General features: G+C 38.1%; 17 protein-coding genes, 8 tRNA genes and 1 pseudogene. 4 read left to right on the forward strand and 22 right to left on the reverse strand.

Annotated features, from left to right (window positions below; genetic code table 11):
• Positions 1–76: 76 nt before the first annotated feature.
• A complete protein-coding gene (locus IEX29_RS19740; RefSeq protein ID WP_188736490.1) occupies positions 77–697 on the reverse strand; it encodes a CGNR zinc finger domain-containing protein in 621 nt (206 codons plus the stop codon).
• A gap of 174 nt (positions 698–871) precedes the next feature.
• Between IEX29_RS19740 and IEX29_RS19745 the strand changes: the two genes are divergently transcribed.
• Positions 872–1,333, forward strand: a complete 462-nt coding sequence (locus IEX29_RS19745) for a hypothetical protein (protein WP_188736492.1) — start codon at positions 872–874, stop codon at positions 1,331–1,333.
• Positions 1,334–1,546: 213 nt separating this feature from the next.
• Here the strand turns inward: IEX29_RS19745 and IEX29_RS19750 are convergent, their stop codons facing one another.
• The 3 genes from IEX29_RS19750 to IEX29_RS19760 form a co-directional block, all read right to left on the reverse strand.
• On the reverse strand, positions 1,547–1,837 hold the full coding sequence (locus tag IEX29_RS19750) for a GNAT family N-acetyltransferase (protein WP_229720304.1): 291 nt from the start codon (positions 1,835–1,837) through the stop codon (positions 1,547–1,549).
• A 251-nt stretch (positions 1,838–2,088) separates the two neighbouring features.
• Positions 2,089–2,583, reverse strand: coding sequence for a GNAT family N-acetyltransferase (locus IEX29_RS19755; RefSeq protein WP_229720305.1), 495 nt, complete (start codon positions 2,581–2,583; stop codon positions 2,089–2,091).
• A 130-nt stretch (positions 2,584–2,713) separates the two neighbouring features.
• Entirely contained in the window at positions 2,714–3,502 is a 789-nt protein-coding gene (locus IEX29_RS19760; RefSeq protein ID WP_188736496.1) for an MmyB family transcriptional regulator, read from the reverse strand.
• A gap of 235 nt (positions 3,503–3,737) precedes the next feature.
• Between IEX29_RS19760 and IEX29_RS19765 the strand changes: the two genes are divergently transcribed.
• Positions 3,738–4,685 carry an aldo/keto reductase gene (locus tag IEX29_RS19765; protein WP_188736775.1) on the forward strand — a complete coding sequence of 316 codons (948 nt, stop codon included), beginning with the start codon at positions 3,738–3,740 and terminating at the stop codon, positions 4,683–4,685.
• 273 nt (positions 4,686–4,958) lie between these two features.
• Here the strand turns inward: IEX29_RS19765 and IEX29_RS26840 are convergent, their stop codons facing one another.
• Positions 4,959–5,186 (reverse strand): hypothetical protein, encoded by a 228-nt coding sequence (locus tag IEX29_RS26840; RefSeq protein ID WP_229720307.1) that lies wholly within the window; start codon positions 5,184–5,186, stop codon positions 4,959–4,961.
• A gap of 204 nt (positions 5,187–5,390) precedes the next feature.
• On the opposite strand from IEX29_RS26840, the pseudogene IEX29_RS26845 reads away from it, so the two are divergent.
• A pseudogene (locus tag IEX29_RS26845) lies at positions 5,391–5,504 on the forward strand (hypothetical protein); the annotation flags it as partial.
• Positions 5,505–5,642: 138 nt separating this feature from the next.
• Here IEX29_RS26845 and IEX29_RS19770 read toward each other — a convergent pair.
• The 9 genes from IEX29_RS19770 to IEX29_RS19810 all read right to left on the reverse strand — a co-directional run bounded on the left by IEX29_RS19770 (position 5,643) and on the right by IEX29_RS19810 (position 7,298).
• Positions 5,643–5,726, reverse strand: a tRNA-Leu gene (locus IEX29_RS19770).
• Between the two features lie 9 nt (positions 5,727–5,735).
• Positions 5,736–5,820 (reverse strand) — tRNA-Leu (locus tag IEX29_RS19775).
• 12 nt (positions 5,821–5,832) lie between these two features.
• Positions 5,833–5,908: transfer RNA gene (locus IEX29_RS19780), tRNA-Lys, on the reverse strand.
• Between the two features lie 235 nt (positions 5,909–6,143).
• Positions 6,144–6,218, reverse strand: a tRNA-Gln gene (locus tag IEX29_RS19785).
• Between the two features lie 7 nt (positions 6,219–6,225).
• Positions 6,226–6,302, reverse strand: a tRNA-Asp gene (locus IEX29_RS19790).
• Between the two features lie 28 nt (positions 6,303–6,330).
• Positions 6,331–6,402: transfer RNA gene (locus IEX29_RS19795), tRNA-Glu, on the reverse strand.
• Between the two features lie 16 nt (positions 6,403–6,418).
• Positions 6,419–6,509 (reverse strand) — tRNA-Ser (locus IEX29_RS19800).
• A gap of 7 nt (positions 6,510–6,516) precedes the next feature.
• Positions 6,517–6,591 (reverse strand) — tRNA-Asn (locus IEX29_RS19805).
• Between the two features lie 254 nt (positions 6,592–6,845).
• Entirely contained in the window at positions 6,846–7,298 is a 453-nt protein-coding gene (locus tag IEX29_RS19810) for a SprT family protein (protein ID WP_188736777.1), read from the reverse strand.
• 937 nt (positions 7,299–8,235) lie between these two features.
• Between IEX29_RS19810 and IEX29_RS19815 the strand changes: the two genes are divergently transcribed.
• The gene (locus IEX29_RS19815) at positions 8,236–9,723 is read left to right on the forward strand and encodes a catalase (protein ID WP_188736498.1); all 1,488 of its coding nucleotides are present in this window, start codon (positions 8,236–8,238) and stop codon (positions 9,721–9,723) included.
• Between the two features lie 114 nt (positions 9,724–9,837).
• On the opposite strand, the gene IEX29_RS19820 is transcribed toward IEX29_RS19815, so the two are convergent.
• The 8 genes from IEX29_RS19820 to IEX29_RS19855 all read right to left on the reverse strand — a co-directional run bounded on the left by IEX29_RS19820 (position 9,838) and on the right by IEX29_RS19855 (position 16,668).
• Positions 9,838–12,000 carry a Tex family protein gene (locus IEX29_RS19820; protein ID WP_188736779.1) on the reverse strand — a complete coding sequence of 721 codons (2,163 nt, stop codon included), beginning with the start codon at positions 11,998–12,000 and terminating at the stop codon, positions 9,838–9,840.
• Between the two features lie 128 nt (positions 12,001–12,128).
• Positions 12,129–12,734: a SpoIIE family protein phosphatase gene (locus IEX29_RS19825; RefSeq protein WP_188736500.1), complete on the reverse strand. Its 606-nt coding sequence runs from the start codon at positions 12,732–12,734 to the stop codon at positions 12,129–12,131.
• Positions 12,731–13,522, reverse strand: coding sequence for an RNA polymerase sigma factor SigB (gene sigB, locus IEX29_RS19830; RefSeq protein WP_188736502.1), 792 nt, complete (start codon positions 13,520–13,522; stop codon positions 12,731–12,733). Before sigB ends, IEX29_RS19825 begins: the two co-directional genes overlap by 4 nt.
• On the reverse strand, positions 13,494–13,970 hold the full coding sequence (rsbW, locus tag IEX29_RS19835) for an anti-sigma B factor RsbW (RefSeq protein ID WP_147211137.1): 477 nt from the start codon (positions 13,968–13,970) through the stop codon (positions 13,494–13,496). Before rsbW ends, sigB begins: the two co-directional genes overlap by 29 nt.
• Entirely contained in the window at positions 13,970–14,302 is a 333-nt protein-coding gene (locus tag IEX29_RS19840) for an STAS domain-containing protein (protein WP_188736504.1), read from the reverse strand. Before IEX29_RS19840 ends, rsbW begins: the two co-directional genes overlap by 1 nt.
• A gap of 193 nt (positions 14,303–14,495) precedes the next feature.
• Entirely contained in the window at positions 14,496–15,509 is a 1,014-nt protein-coding gene (locus tag IEX29_RS19845) for a PP2C family protein-serine/threonine phosphatase (RefSeq protein ID WP_188736506.1), read from the reverse strand.
• Positions 15,510–15,906: 397 nt separating this feature from the next.
• A complete protein-coding gene (locus IEX29_RS19850) occupies positions 15,907–16,308 on the reverse strand; it encodes an anti-sigma regulatory factor (RefSeq protein ID WP_188736508.1) in 402 nt (133 codons plus the stop codon).
• A 3-nt stretch (positions 16,309–16,311) separates the two neighbouring features.
• Positions 16,312–16,668 (reverse strand): STAS domain-containing protein, encoded by a 357-nt coding sequence (locus IEX29_RS19855; protein ID WP_188736509.1) that lies wholly within the window; start codon positions 16,666–16,668, stop codon positions 16,312–16,314.

The raw sequence follows: 16,668 nt of genomic DNA on the forward strand, positions 1-16,668 counted from the left end.
ATAAAGAACTCGAATAAATTGAGTTTCCATTACTTGCCTCCATCTATAACATACAGCCCCATAACGCTTTTTGTCTTTATTTTGGGTCACTCTTTTTCTTGTAATGCCGTCGCGCTTTTTCCCGATTTCCGCAATCTGCCATTGAACACCAACGCCGGCTTTTGTTTCTGCTTGAATCATAAAACAACCATCCGCACGGTTCTCCTTCACACTGCTTTACTCTGTCCAATTTTTCCGAAAGCAAAAGGTCTATTGCTGACTGCACAATTGGCCAAAGCATATAATCAAGTTCATTTTCTCCTTTTTGAAAGCTTAAAGTATATGTACTTTCTTCTGGAATAATTTCTGCCAAACTGTATGCCCTTGTCAAATATTTATTTAAAATAGCACGATCCAGTGAATCTGTTTCTAAACCAGCAGCAATTGATCTGAATAAGCAAAAAATAGCTTCCCTTAATTCGATGGCTTCTTCTAAAACCTTTGCGGCTTGATCTGGATGATGATTTGCTTTTTCTAGCAAGCTCATTTGTTGAGGACTGCTTAAAATATCCGCATATCGGCTCCATTCCACTAATTTTTCATAATTTATTAGCCATTCTTTTGGAGTATCGCTATTGTGCCAGCTAACAGTATTAGCAAAATCTAAACATAAACGTTCTCCAATTAAATTTTCAGCGCTTGTATTTAATTTAGACATTCTCCGCAACCCTCCTTTTTATAACCATTATAAATCTCATTGACAGTTATAATCAATTCATTTATAATATAACCACTAAAAGTCATTTAGAAGGTTATACCTAATTAGGAATATTTTTCGTTTTTTAATTCAAATTTTTTGTAAGGGTTTACAATAAATGTTGGAGGGATTAAGATGAGTGTAGCATTAAGAGATGCAATTAAAACGATGGTAAAGGAAACATTTGAAGGACCGCCCGGTGAAGGAAGTATGTTCACTGAATCGCGGCCAAACAGCGGAATCTTTGGGACTCTGAATCAGTTATCCGCAGATGAGGCTTCCATTGCTGTTAATGAAACGACAATCGCTGCACATGCTGATCATACACGTTTTTATTTATGGGGAACAAATATCATTTTAAAAGATGGTAAACAGCCGGAAATGGATTGGGAAGAAAGCTGGAAGATTCATTTTGTTGATGAAAAAAGATGGAAGCAAATTCAGGAAGGATTACGTCATGAATACGTAACATTTTGGGAAAGGATTGATACGATTGAATGGAATGAATTACTTATAAAAGAAGCTTTGGCTTCCTTGGCCCATTCAGCATATCATCTGGGTGCTATTCGACAAATGCTAAAAGCAGTCAAGATGTAGGTTCTTTTCATTATTACATTTATTCATATAACATAATCTAACTACATTATTTAATAGTTTCATTTTCACCCGGATATTTTCAAAGGGAAAGGGAGCCATTTAAGAATTCCTTTCCCTATTTATATTATAAAGATAGCGTTCTATATTAAAGCTTGATTATGTTCGCCTGTGATATTTCATTAAAGCAGCAAATAGCTGAAGGTTTAAAATGAATCAGCTTCGAATTTGGTTCCAGTCACTTTTTAACAAGGAAAAAGAGTAGTGGTCGTAATATTTTCCTCTGAATAAATGCTTCTCCCTATAAATACCTTCATTCTTAAACCCGAGTCTTTCTAATAATTTGACAGAATTAACATTTTCTAAAGCAACATATGCGTTAATTCTGTTCAATGCCATATTATTAAAACCACTTTCTATTGCACTTATTAATGCCTCTTTCATATACCCTTGTCCCCAGTATTCATGCAATCCCACCAGGCCCTCAATCGGGTAATACCGCATCATGTGTGCTAAAACCTTATAATACGTACTTTCATTCACTCTAATTACTTACTTTCAACTTGTTTCATACCAATTTTAGGCTTGAAATAGTCATTAAAAACCTAACAAAAACCGAATGTTCTAATTAAATAAAACAACATCATCCGCGTTTCCAATATACGGTATTTTATCTATTTGCTCTTTAACTGCTGCTAAATCAGATGGCCTAAGTTTTATTAAACAATCGCGCCCGTTTGATGAACAAAAACATTATTTTAAACTTCTCTGGAATATCTTAGTTTTATACGCGCTGGAAACTCTGGATAAACTTTTGGAATATTTTCAGATTGAAATTTGAAGCCTTTGGATTTGTAAAAGGGAATTCCTTTCATATTTCCTTTTTGAATAAATACCCACTGACTTTGGGCACCATATTCTTCTTTTTGTTGTTTCGTTATTGTATTTAGTAATCCTGAGCCGATACCTTCATTTCTTCTATCCGGGTCAGCGTATATTACGAATAATTCCCCAATCTCTTCATCAATCATTCCACCGCCTGCAGCACCAACCACTTTTCCGTTTTCGATAGCTACAAAATATCCACCCCAGTCACGATTTGACTCCGATACTTCTCTTAGTATTCTCGCGCGATTATAAACCCTAATAACTTTTTCAATCCACTCTTTTGAGTGAGTTTCCCCATATGTCGCCCAATAAGCTCTAATACACACGCTTGAAATTCCTTTAACGTGACTATCATTTGCCTTCATAATTTGTATCAAATAGATTCCCCTCTCTTTGGACAACGTTATTTTAGGATATTATTGTTAAGCAATTGGCCCATTTGAGGAAGATCAAGGATGATTTAACCACACGTTAAAATTTGATGTGGACAGTACTTTAAGAGACAGGAACATACATACACAAAAAAAGATTTTCGTTTCCATCCACGTGGGTAGCGGAATGAATTCGGAAATGATTGGTTTGGCCTTGCTCATCATTTATAGAAATGAAACTAACCTTCTTCTGCTTAATTTGGTGCTGTTCCCATAGATTTTGAAACAACTTGCTTTGCTGTTTTAGTTTTAAAAGGAGTTGATTAAGAATGGGGTCCTCCGGAAAGCGGTCAAAAATGCCCCGAAAGACTGCAACCGAATAAGTTGAAAACTCGTCCCAATTTTGAATACGATCCATAATACTTCCTTCCAAAAATAGGAGTTGTAGTAAATACCGTTCTTCGGAAGCACAAGAAGAAAACGGAAAAAGCATTGTTTCCGCCCCTTGATTCCAAAAAATAACCTTGGAACGCTGATCTGTAATGAAGGATGGAAATGCTAAATCGTAGATTGTAGCTTGTAATGAATCATTATATTGTTCTTCATCATTCGGCAATGATAATGCTTCATTATACGCTAAGTTGAAAAGATGTTCTTTCTCGTCAGGACTAAGCTGTAACGCCTGACCAATATTGATTAAAACATCCCGCGAAGGTTGAATGTCTTTTCCCTGTTCTAACCATGTATAATACGTCACACTAACGTGGCTAAGATAAGCAACCTCTTCCCGGCGCAACCCCGGCGTTCTGCGTCGCCCTGAAGTCATGTGAATACCGGCTTCTTCAGGCTGAACCCGTTCTCGCCTGGATTTTAAAAATTGCCCAAATACCTTGGAGTGTACACTTTTTTGCATAATATTTGATTCATTCCTTTCTCATTGCATTATCAGTATAGCTTTCATTTTGCTTTAGATAAAATGATTTGTCCAACTTAACTGGTTGATACAGGTGTTTTAATATGGGCAAATTTTACATCCTGTTACTACCATTACTAGTATAAACATGCAGTGGTTATAGCCACGTTTATTCGTTAAGATAAAACCATATCACAAATTAAAGGAGGACATTCTAATGATTTATAATCAAGACATTCCAAAACGAAAGCTCGGTAACGAAGGGCTGGAGGTTTCCGCTATCGGACATGGTACGATGACTATGCCCGACAATCAATCTTCTGTTGATACAATTAGGGGAGCTTTGGATAATGGTGTCACTTTGTTTGACACCGCAGACCTTTACGGAAATGATGGTTATCTTGAGGCAAGGTTTGGAGATAATGAAAAGCTGTTGGGCAAGGCATTAAAGGGAAGGCGTGATGAAGCTGTAATCGCAACAAAATTTGGGGTCACTCATAATCAAGGTTTTAAGGGAGACCCAGCTTATGTTAAAAAGTCCGTTGACGCTAGTCTGTATAGTCTCGGAATTGATTACATTGATTTATACTATCAGCATCGGCACGACCCAAATGTTCCTATCGAAGAAACTATTGGAGCCTTAGATGATCTAGTTAAACAGGGCAAAGTTCGTTATATCGGCCTGTCAGAAGCGCCAGCTGACATCATTCGTCGCGCACATGCGATACACCCGATCACCGCAGTTGAAACGGAATATTCCTTGTGGAGTAGAGATGTAGAAGACGAAGTTCTGCCGCTACTCAAAGAACTAGGAATTGGTCTCGTCCCATATAGTCCACTTGGCAGAGGATTCTTGACAGGTCAGGTTAAAAAATTAGATGATCTCTCAAAGGATTACCCACAGGAAATGTATTCTCGTTTTCAAGGTGAAAACTTCACAAAAAATGTAGAGTTAGCCTCTCGCATAGAAAAAATGGCTATGCAAAAAGGATGTACGACTGCACAACTTGCGTTGGCATGGCTGTTGGCACAGGGAGATCGAATCGTCCCCATCCCTGGAACCAAGCGGTTAGACAGAGTCAAAGAAAATCTCGAAGCCACTCAAATTTCTCTTACAAATGAAGAGTTGGCAGAAATTGAACGTATATCACCGAAGGGAGCAGCCTCTGGGAGCAGGTTCTAATTAAACAAATTTATTGTTTGAAATGTTAATAGGTATCTAAACAAAAAGTCTTAGGCTATTCTTCTGAAATGTAGTCTAAGCTTTTTTCATGGCTTTTTCCAAGAAAGCGCCTGCCGTCCTTATTCCGCAAAATTGCCCGTTTGTTGAATTATCTTAATCGAGTTTTTAAGGTAATTCTATCAGATTTTATTAATACTTTACACATACAAATATTCCAATACTTCATCTTCAAATTGTGACATGCTCATCTCTCCTCATTATTAATGTAACCTTTTATTCAAATGTTTTAGTTACATCCAATATATCATTACTTTCTTCTTGATAATCGGGCTCATCATTTAGTAATTTTTGATCTTCCGCTTGTAGCTTCGACTCATTACAACCCAAGTCTTTATAGCATTCAGTGTCAATCAAATCTCCATCTTCATACTTATAATATCTTTCATATTTTTCGGGGCTTGAATCTTTATTCCAAGCAACTTCCGTATTTTCACCCTTCACAAGAATGTAAATATATTTATCTTTCCATGTTTTTATTTCCGTTGCAGCTCTTATATCTTCAACGGAAACTGATTCACTTTCTGTACCCGAAAAAATATTTCCGTTTTCTTTCTTAAATGGTTCTTTGTCAAATGTGGTGTTGGAATATCATTCCTCCACCTCTTTATTTATAAGCTTGCTTTAATACAAGCTTTACCTCTTGTTGCCATTAAAGAACGCCTAGGGCATTCGTCTATTACAACGACAATTGATGTTTATGGTCACTTGTTCCCTAACAAGCAAAGAGAAACTGCTGATAGATTGGATACTTTTTTCTAAAAACCGAATGTTTCATTTTTCCCATAAATTGGATTAGGCACAAAACATAAAAAAAACACTCATTTCACATAGTAAAAGGAGCGCATAAAAAAATATCAAAGGTCTGAAACCCTTGATATAGTTCGTCTTATAATTTGATGCGGTCAAGAGGATTTGAACCTCCACGGGTTATTCACCCACCAGGCCCTCAACCTGGCGCGTCTGCCATTCCGCCATGACCGCATGATATGATGCGGATGAAGGGAGTCGAACCCCCACGTCCTTAACGGACACTGGAGCCTGATTCCAGCGCGTCTGCCAATTCCGCCACATCCGCAAAATATGAAAATGGTGAGCCATGAAGGATTCGAACCTTCGACCCTCTGATTAAAAGTCAGATGCTCTACCGACTGAGCTAATGGCTCCTGTGTTTAATGGAGTGTCGCTTTATTTATTGCACCTTATTTTGGTGGACCCCTGCATCTGCATGCCTTCGCTTTGAAGTAAATGCTTCGGGGTTACTCGAAGCTTATTCGGCAGAAGTTTTGCTCGTTGCTCTACCGACTGAGCTAATGGCTCCTAAATAAATACCACTTTTTAAACAAAAAAATACTATTAACGTGAATAGTATTAGCATGTACATCTTCTAAAAAATAAAAATGGCTGGGCCACTAGGATTCGAACCTAGGGTACACGGGATCAAAACCCGATGCCTTACCGCTTGGCTATGGCCCAACTATAATGGCGGTCCGGACGGGACTCGAACCCGCGACCTCCTGCGTGACAGGCAGGCATTCTAACCAACTGAACTACCGGACCAACTATTTATTTTAATTTTTAAGAAAGATGACCCGTACGGGATTCGAACCCGTGTTACCGCCGTGAAAGGGCGGTGTCTTAACCGCTTGACCAACGGGCCACTATGAAAATTTAAATGGCGGAGAAGGAGGGATTTGAACCCTCGCGCCGCTTACACGACCTACACCCTTAGCAGGGGCGCCTCTTCAGCCACTTGAGTACTTCTCCACATTAATGGCTCCACAGGTAGGATTCGAACCTACGACCGATCGGTTAACAGCCGATTGCTCTACCACTGAGCTACTGTGGAATGTAAAAGTATACAGTCACTTGCTATGTAATAACTTGATTACGCAACAACAAGAAATATCATACAATATATCCTGTTTTTTGTCAATAAAAACTTCAAAAGTTTTTCTATGCTTCAAAAGTTAATCATAACTCTGTGCAATTCGACAATGCCTGACGACAGGTTATTCTCTAGTTAGAAAAACTGTCATTTCGTATCAGCTTCATTAATTTATCATGTAAAATATTATTCGTCAATACTTATTGCAAAAAAATTTAAACCAGCTTCAATTTCCCTCTGCATTTGCCGCATCGGTATCTGGATACATCTACTTTTCTTACCCTTTTATAAACAGCGTTACAATTTCGACACTCATATGTATAACGGTAACGCTTCTCTTCAGAGGGCAGTTGTTTACAATGCCGGGGAGATCCTGTTTTTGCAAGCAATTCTCTAAAATCTCTATCCCGGTGCCCGTATCCCTTTCCTTCAATATGCAAATGATAATGACAAAGTTCGTGCTTAATAATACCGTGAAGTTCTTCCTTTTCAAATTCAAAGGCATATTTAGGGTTTAATTCAATGATCCGTCTGCTTGGAATATATCTTCCGCCAGTGGTCCGCAAACGGGCATTAAATTGGACTTTGTCAATAAACGGCTTATTAAAATACGTCTCCGATAACTGGTTTACCAGTTGATATAATTCCTTATCAGATATTGGATTCATCATACGTTTCATCTCCTGAAAACTAAAATCATACTTCTTTCCGCAGAGTTTTCCTCTGCCCTATCGTATATTCAAAAACTTACTTCCTATACGTTATTGATTATACGCTATTAGAAATCTTAATAACTCAACTTTCGCACTTGAGAATAAGCATCTATACCCTCCTATTCCAGGATGAACATGGTCTCTATTAACATGCTTGCTTTTAGTTAATTCATCTTTTTATTTTTTGAACAGGTTATTGTGTATAGCTTCCGCTCTGGCCAACCACTACGCTTTCCATGGGGACGGCTTCAGCTAACTTTTTCCAAGTGCTCTTCTTGGCAAAAGTTAGCTGAAGAACGTGCCCCTAGGCAGGCTAAGGTCGCAACGTCCTGGGGTTGCGATTACTCACCCCATGAAAAGCGTTGTTGCAACGCCTGCATTAATTAGTACGTCCTGTACGTCGAAAGCAAAACGGGGCGCCGTAGCGGTCGCTTTACACTTTACCTTTTTTCTGGGTAGAGTTTATGCTTTGTCAAGAAATAGATGGAAGGAACAATCAACACCTGTCTCTATGATAGGCAAGTTATTTTTTAAGGTGCGAAAGTTGAGTTAATAAAAAAAGCAGGTCCATTTATTCCTTGTCTTAACAAACAGAAATATAAATTTAAGAACGTCCATTCTATTATAATACGTTTTATTACAGAATTCAATTCTCATTTAATTTACCTAATTGAGAATTGATAGAATCTTTCTTCCAGAGACTCACTTCTAAAAAAAAGCATATAGAACTTTTCTCTTTATTACTGATTGATACGTTTTTAACCGCCAGTACAGAACTTAATTATAATATCAAAAAAGTCATATAAATAACATAGAATATTAATAGCAATCTACTAGTAATTATGTTATTATAATAATTGTATTTAATATCTATTTAGGAGGGAAACTATTTATGAGTGAGAAAAGAAAAATGACCACTGCATTTGGGGCTCCTGTTCCAAATGATGATGATTCCAAAACGGCCGGTAAACGTGGTCCATTATTAATGGAAGACTTTTGGTTCCTTGAAAAACTTGCACACTTTGATCGTGAAGTAATTCCTGAACGTCGTATGCACGCAAAAGGATCTGGTGCGTATGGAACATTAACAATTACAAACGACATTACAAAATATACAAAAGCAAAAATCTTCTCTGAGGTTGGCAAGAAAACAGATATGTTTATCCGTTTCTCCACTGTCGCTGGTGAGCGTGGGGCGGCTGATGCTGAACGTGATATCCGCGGAACTGCTATGAAGTTCTATACAGAAGAAGGTAATTGGGATTTAGTTGGTAACAACACGCCTGTATTCTTTATGAGAGACCCTAAACGTTTCCCTGACTTGAACCACGTTGTTAAACGCGATCCAAAAACAAACATGAAGAATGCTGATGCAAACTGGGATTTCTGGTCTAACTTACCGGAAGCACTTCATCAGGTTACTGTTGTTATGTCTGACCGCGGTATTCCAAAATCTTACCGTAACATGCATTTATTCGGAAGCCATGCGTACAGCTTATACAATGAAAACAACGAACGTGTATGGGTGAAATTCCACTTTAAAACACAACAAGGAATTGAAAACCTTACAAACGAAGAAGCAGCAAAAATTGTCGGTGGAGACCGTGAAAGTCACCAACGTGATTTATATACTGCTATTGAAGAAGGCAATTTCCCTAAATGGAAAATGTACATTCAAGTAATGACAGAAGAAGAAGCTAAAAATATGCCTTACAACCCATTTGATTTAACAAAAGTATGGTATAAAGATGAATTCCCGCTTATTGAAGTTGGTGAATTAGAGCTTAATCAAAACCCTGAAAATTATTTTGAAGAGGTAGAGCAGGCAGCATTTGCTCCTACGAACATCGTTCCTGGAATCGGGTTCTCTCCAGATAAAATGTTACAGGGCCGCCTCTTCTCTTATGGAGATGCACAGCGTTACCGTCTTGGTGTTAACCATTGGCAAATTCCGGTTAACTATCCGAAAAACGCGAAAAACTTCCATCCATACCACCGCGATGGTGCAATGCGCGTAATGCCTTACCAAGGTGGACAAGTCAGCTACAGCCCGAACCAATATGGCGAGTGGGAAGACAGTAAAGAGCATCAGGAGCCTGCATTACAACTGGGTGCAGATGTCGATTACTATGACTTTGATGAAGATGACAGTCTTTACTATGAACAGCCAGGTAAGCTATTCCGCCTAATGTCTGATAAGCAGAAACAACTGCTTTTCCAAAACACAGCGGATGATATTGCTCCTGCATCAAAATCAGTCAAGCTTCGTCACATCAACAACTGCTATAAAGCAGATCCGGATTACGGTAAAGGTGTTGCAGAAGCAATTGGCATCTCTCTTGATGAAGTAGAAGCAGCAAATGAAGCATCTGTAAAATAATCACTAATAAAAAATGAAGATCTCTCTCCTATCTAAGGCGAGAATCTTCATTTTTTTATTAGAAAAGGAACTTCATGCTGTTGAAGTTCCTTTTCTTTTTATTAATTATTCTATTTATTGAACCATAGAAAGCGCAATTCTTCCTTTTTGAACATTTACGTCGTCCACCCAGACAGTGACGACATCGCCGACGGATGCGACATCCATCGGATGGTTGACAAACTGCTTGGACATTTTAGAGATATGCACAAGCCCGTCCTGTTTCACACCGACATCAACAAAGACACCAAAGTCAACAACATTGCGAACCGTTCCCTGAAGCTCCATACCAGGTTTTAAATCTTCCATATTCATTACATTTTTCTTCAATAATGGCTGTGGAAAATCATCCCGCAAGTCGCGTTCCGGCTTGCTTAATGCTTCCAGAATATCCTCCAGAGTCGGCAAGCCGATCTCCAGTTCTTCTGCTGCAGCTTGTTTATCCATTTCTTTAATCTTTTGCTGTAGAGGCTCTGTCCCCAATGCCTGCTCATCTAAGCCAAATTTGTTTAGTAAAGCTTTCACATGTGGATAGCTTTCCGGGTGAATTGGCGTGCGGTCAAGCGGTGTATCTCCATCAACAATTCTCAGAAAACCAATCGCCTGTTCATATGTTTTCGCACCAAGCCGCGGAATCTTCTTCAACTGCTTCCGATTCGTGAACTTCCCTTCCTCTTCCCGCTGTTTGATTACATTATTCGCAACGGCTTTACTTAATCCGGATACATATTGTAAAAGGGAAGAAGAGGCTGTATTAACATTTACACCAACCTGGTTAACAGCTGTCTCTACGACAAATGTTAATGAATTGGACAGTTCTTTTTGGCTGACGTCATGCTGATACTGCCCGACACCGATAGATTTGGGATCAATTTTCACGAGCTCAGCTAACGGATCCTGTACCCTTCTTGCAATAGAAACAGCACTTCTTTCTTCTACCTGCAGCTCAGGGAATTCTTCTCTTGCCAAAGCAGAAGCAGAGTACACACTTGCACCGGCTTCATTTACGATAATATATGGCATATCTAACTTATTATTTGTTAAAACATCTGAGATAAATTGTTCCGTTTCTCTGGATGCTGTTCCATTGCCAATCGCAATCAGTTCGACACCAAACTGATTAATTAAGCCCATAACGACCTTTTCTGCACCCTTGACATCTTTTCTTGGAGCAGTTGGATAGATAACATTTATTTGATGAACTTTTCCTGTTTCATCCACAACTGCAAGCTTACAGCCTGTCCGGAAAGCAGGATCTACTCCCAGAATAACCTTTCCTTTTAATGGAGGCTGCAGTAATAGATTTCTCAGGTTAACCGAGAAAACCTCAATTGCCTGTGCCTCTGCTTTTTCTGTTAATGCACTGCGGATCTCTCTTTCCACAGATGGCTCAATCAGCCTTTTATAGCTGTCTTCCACTGCTGCTGTTAATAATTCCTTGATATTTTGCGGGCAGGTTTTCTTTATTACCTTTTGTTCTAAATAGGAGATTATTTTATCCACAGGAGACTCCAGCTGAACTTTTAAAATGCCTTCTTTTTCACCGCGGTTAAGTGCAAGAATACGATGGGAAACCAAGGAGCGGACTGCTTCACTGTATTCATAATACATCTCAAAAATTTGTTTTTCATCGTCTTCTTTATTTTTATCCTGTGACTTGATCATTCCTTGTTTCATCGTCGTATCACGAATAAATTCACGATAAACAGGTTCATCAGAAATCCATTCCGCGATGATATCATTAACTCCCTGAAGCACTTCTTCTACTGTATTTAACTCATGTTCTTCAGAGAAAAACTCTGCTGCCTTCTGTTTTAAATCAACAGGTTCCTTCTGTTCCCAAATGATTTGTGCCAGCGGCTCTAATCCTTTTTCTTTGGCAATAGTTGCTCTTGTCCGGCGTTTTTGCTTGTAAGGACGATATAAGTCTTCCACTTTTTGAAGCTGTGTTGCTTTCTCAATTTCATTCCTTAATTCATCTGTTAATTTACCCTGTTCTTCAATGATACGGAGAACTTCCTGTTTTCGCTCGGACAGGTGAAGCACATATGCCCATCTATCCTGTATTTCTTTGATTTTTACTTCATCCAGTCCACCTGTTGCTTCTTTTCTATACCTTGCAATAAATGGAACTGTGTTCCCCTCATCTAAGAGAGAGATTACTTTAGAAACAATTTTATCTTGTACTTTTGTATCTTTTGATACGATTGTAATTAATTTTTCATCTAAGTTCACTATTGCTTCTCCTCCTTACTCTACTTTCTATTGTATCAAATTAAGCGAAGCAATGCTTTCTGACACATAAAAAAAGGTTGATTTGTAATTCAATAACAACTGAAACGGCGTTCGTGTTATTTTCATACAAATCAACCTTTTTCTCCCTTGTATCTGATTGCCAGTAATGTTGTATCATCCTGCCTGGTATTTTCACTATAATTTGCATAGGCTTCTGTAATCCTGTCAACATTATAATCTTTGAAAAAATACTGAGATAATTCTTTATCCATTACTCCATCAGAAAACACAATAAAATTTGTGTCTTTTTTTAATTTTTCCGTCATGACCTTGACGCCGCGATAACGGGAGCCCAGGTATCCGGAGCTTGGGATATTTCTCTTTTTTTTAACTCCTTTTTCCAAAACAATGATTCCTATATTTCCAATGGAGGAAAAAGTAAAGGTTTGCTCAATGAAGTCTATTTTCAGAATACCCATAACAGCTCCACGCATACCAATCAGCCGCTTATTGCATAATTCAATGATTTCTTTCACTGTTTTGTACTTATGCTGTCTCACAATGTCTATGACAGCCTGTGAGGATTCCTTTGCAATTTCTCCGCTTCCAAGACCATCTGCGAGCACTCCTAAAAAGATCTCATCTTCTTCGACATAAAAGTAACTATCTCCACAATAATGGTTACCTTTCTTAGCCTTTTGGTAAACGGAAACATCTACATATTTGCCAGAAATCAATCGAATACCTCCGTGCTTTCTGTCTGCATAGTTTCTCGTAATTTGCGGAGTGCTCTTCTTTGAAGCCGTGAAACGTGCATTTGTGAAATCCCCAGTTTTTCTCCTGTTTCCTTCTGACTCATATTTTTGAAATACGTACATTCTAAAATTAATTGCTCCCGCTCTGATAAAACAGGAAGTATTTTTTCAAGCATCATTTTCTGTTCAAGATTTTTAAAGCTGTTATCTTCATTTCCAATTAAATCTAAGATAGCTACTGTACTGCCGTCTGAATCAGCTTCAATTTTATGGTCGACGGATAAAGCTTTGTAGCTTTTGCTCATTTCCATCGTTTCTAAAACTTCTTCTTCTGGTACACCAATATGTTCTGCGATTTCTTTAATGGTAGGAGATTTTTGATTTTTTGTCGTCAGTTCATCAGCACTTTTTCGAATTTTTGGTCCCAATTCTTTAATACGACGAGGTACATGAACGCTCCATGTTTTATCTCGTATAAATCGTTTTATTTCACCAATTATTGTCGGGATCGCGAATGATTCAAACGACTTACCAAAAGATGGATCGTACCTCTTAATTGCTCCAAGTAATCCAATCATGCCCACTTGTACAAGGTCTTCATGAATGGCACTATTTTTGGAATACTTCCGGGCAATAGATCCAACAAGATTCTGATAGGTTAAAACAATCTTTTCCTGTAATTCTTCGTTGGTCGGATCTTCCTGAAGAGTACTTATCCATTGGTAAACCTCATCTCCCCCTCTATTGAATGGTTGAGACTTGGTCGTCATCCATGTCCACCTCTTCTTCTCTATTGTATTTAGTCATAATGACCATTACACCATATTTGTTGTTAATTTTTACTTCGTCCATTAGTGCTTCAATCAAGAATAAACCAAACCCTCCTTCCCGTATTTTCTCTACAGGTTCATCAGAACGATATGGTCCAGTTTCACTTTTTACCTCTTCTAAATTAAAGCTTCCTCCACGATCGGCTACCATTATTTCAATCCGATCTTCGTATAAACCGAAACCTACAGTGATTTCACCAGACTCATTCTCTCCATAGGCATGCTCTACAGCATTGGTAACAGCTTCAGATATAGCAACCTTCAAATCTTCAATGGCATCATAGGAAAAACTCATCCGATTAGCAATGCCTGATAAGGTTAAGCGCATTACTCCAATATATTCCGCTTTGGCCGGCACCTTCATTTCGATATAATCAAATGCTTCCATCACTCATTGCCACCTCGAATCACTGCTTTTATATCTATAATTTCACTAAGACCGGTAATTTCAAAAATACGGTAAACCCGTCCTTGAACATTTTTCAATGTAAAATGACTTCCACTTTCCTTAGAAGTTTTTAAAGCACTGACAAAGACACCTAAACCAGTACTGTCCATATATTGGACATCTTCTAAATCCACCTCAACTTGATTGCCGCTTTCTCTTATTAAAGGCATTAATGATTCCTTAAGCTCAGGTGCTGTGTATGCATCAATTTCACCACTTACTTCTAATACTTTCAAATTACTATCCTCATTGATTTTCACTGATAAATTCATAATGACCCCCTCTGTCATCAAGATCCTGGATAGATGACTATACAATCTAAATTCATTTTAATCCTGTTTTTCATTTTATATACGGTAAATAAAAAGTTCTTTATCCAAACTTTTCTTTACTCTCTCTCAAGCTTTTAAATAATAATTTAATCACTTAGCAGGCTAATATACTATATTCCCGGCTTTTATATCTTTAAACCTCTTTACGGAGAACAATTAATGTAAAATCATCCCGCAGCTGAAAATCCTGCAGTTTTTCAAAGTATTGATATACATTATCCACCAGCTCCTGAGCAGGCAAATCAACATATTCCCGGATAACTTCTAAAAGCTCCTCGGTTTCAATAAAACGGTCTCCATCCCGGCACTCTGAAACACCGTCTGTCAGAAAGATAATTAAATCATCTTTATCAATATTTATTTCATACTCCCTGTATTCGGCATCAGGCATCACACCGAGAACAATACCTTTTGTACGGATTTCTTCAAATTCTCCTGTTTTCGCACGATAAATATACCCCGGCTCATGACCCGCAGAGGATAATTTTAATTTACTTTCTTGTGGCAGGTAGTGTGCATAACACATCGTGATAAACATGCTAGAATCAATATTTCTCTCTACGACTCTATTCAAGTTTTCTAAAACCTTATTTGGTGACATCGTTGCTTCCGGATAGCTGTCAATTGCATACTTAATCATTGACATACATAATGCGGCCGGTATCCCTTTACCGATAACATCTGCAATGGCAATTCCGATTGTTCCATTAGTGCCTACTGTAAAATGATGATAATCTCCATTCATCTGATGAGCAGGCACACTAATGACTCCTATATCTACACCGTTTCTTTCCGGTTTTTGAGTTCCTAATAATGTCTTTTGCATATTGGCAGCAACCGAGATCTCAGCCGTCAGCACATTTTTTTCCTGTCTTAAGTAATCTACTTCCTGCAGTGCCAGTCCATAGAAAACAGTAGCTTCTAATAAAAACTCCATGGAGATTTTATATTCATTCATTAACTGAGGATAAATGTTCTCCATTGCCTGGATATGCAAATTAATTAATTCTTCGGGTAAAATGTTCTTTTTGATAAAAGCTTTACTAATTAATTCCAGGTCGTATAAAGCTTTCTCATCTTGAGTATTTATATATTTTCTTAATAGCTCCTGATATTTAATTGTATTTTTTTCAATGGTCTCTTTCACTATAGTTACTCCCCCTATATTCCAATGAACCCTGGAATCTTCTTTTCTATTTTAAGGCTTTCCCAGAGATTGGCGGCAATTTGTACACCGCTCTTACGTATACAATGCTTTATTCAGGTTTTGTAACTCTTCCGTTACACCCGGCAGCTGCCTGTTTATCTTATAGCCTTATCTAAAATAAGCACGATAAAAAAGTATCGGGCAACTAAAATCTCCAGATTCATAGAGCAGAGATTACCTGACACTTGAAGACTGGCAGTCTGGTAATTCAGAGTGTCAGGTCCTATAAAACGCAGCCAATATAAATATGATTTCACTATTATTTATTTTAAAGCGGGTGATTTCAGAAGGTTCTCTGTGATAAAACAAGGAAAGTTACTAAAATTAAAGGATTATATCATCTGATCCATTTAATCGCTTTAATCTTAGTTCCTTCCCCAACAGCAGATTCTATATCAAAATCATCCATCAAACGTTTCACTCCAGGCAGCCCGGCACCCAGACCCCCGGAGGTAGTATAGCCATCTTGCATAACGCTGCTTATATCCTTAATTCCCGGACCAGTATCAACAGCCGTCATTAATATTCCTTTTTGACTGTTTGTATAGATATACTCAAAACAAACCTGTCCATTTTTAGCATATAAATATATATTACGAGCTAATTCAGATACTGCAGTAGCAATCCTTGCCTGATCAACGGTTCCAAACCCAATTTCTTTTGCCATTTCCCGGCCAAGCTGTCTTGCTCCTACGATATCCCACTCTTTGTGAATGTTGACACAGGATCTTGGGTTCATATATTAACCTCCCAATTCCTGGTGCAGCTTCACTAATCCTTGTTCCAAATCTAATGCAGTAGGGACATTTTGCAGGTGTATTCCTAAATCAATTAATGTCATTGCAACAGCAGGCTGAATTCCAGTTAATACGACACGGGCCCCCATTAAATCCGACATGGATACAACATCACCAAGCACTTTTGCAATGAAGGAATCAATAATATCTACAGATGTCAAATCAATCACAACACCTATGGCACCTGTTTTATGAATTTTTGCTAATAAATCTTCCTGAAATTTAATAGCCGTCTGGTCATCAATCTCAGTCTGAATAGAAATCAGCAAATAATTATGTAGTTTTAAAATAGGTATCCGCAT

Origin of the sequence: Oceanobacillus neutriphilus, from assembly GCF_014645515.1 — a bacterium.
Classification (GTDB): domain Bacteria; phylum Bacillota; class Bacilli; order Bacillales; family Amphibacillaceae; genus Oceanobacillus; species Oceanobacillus neutriphilus.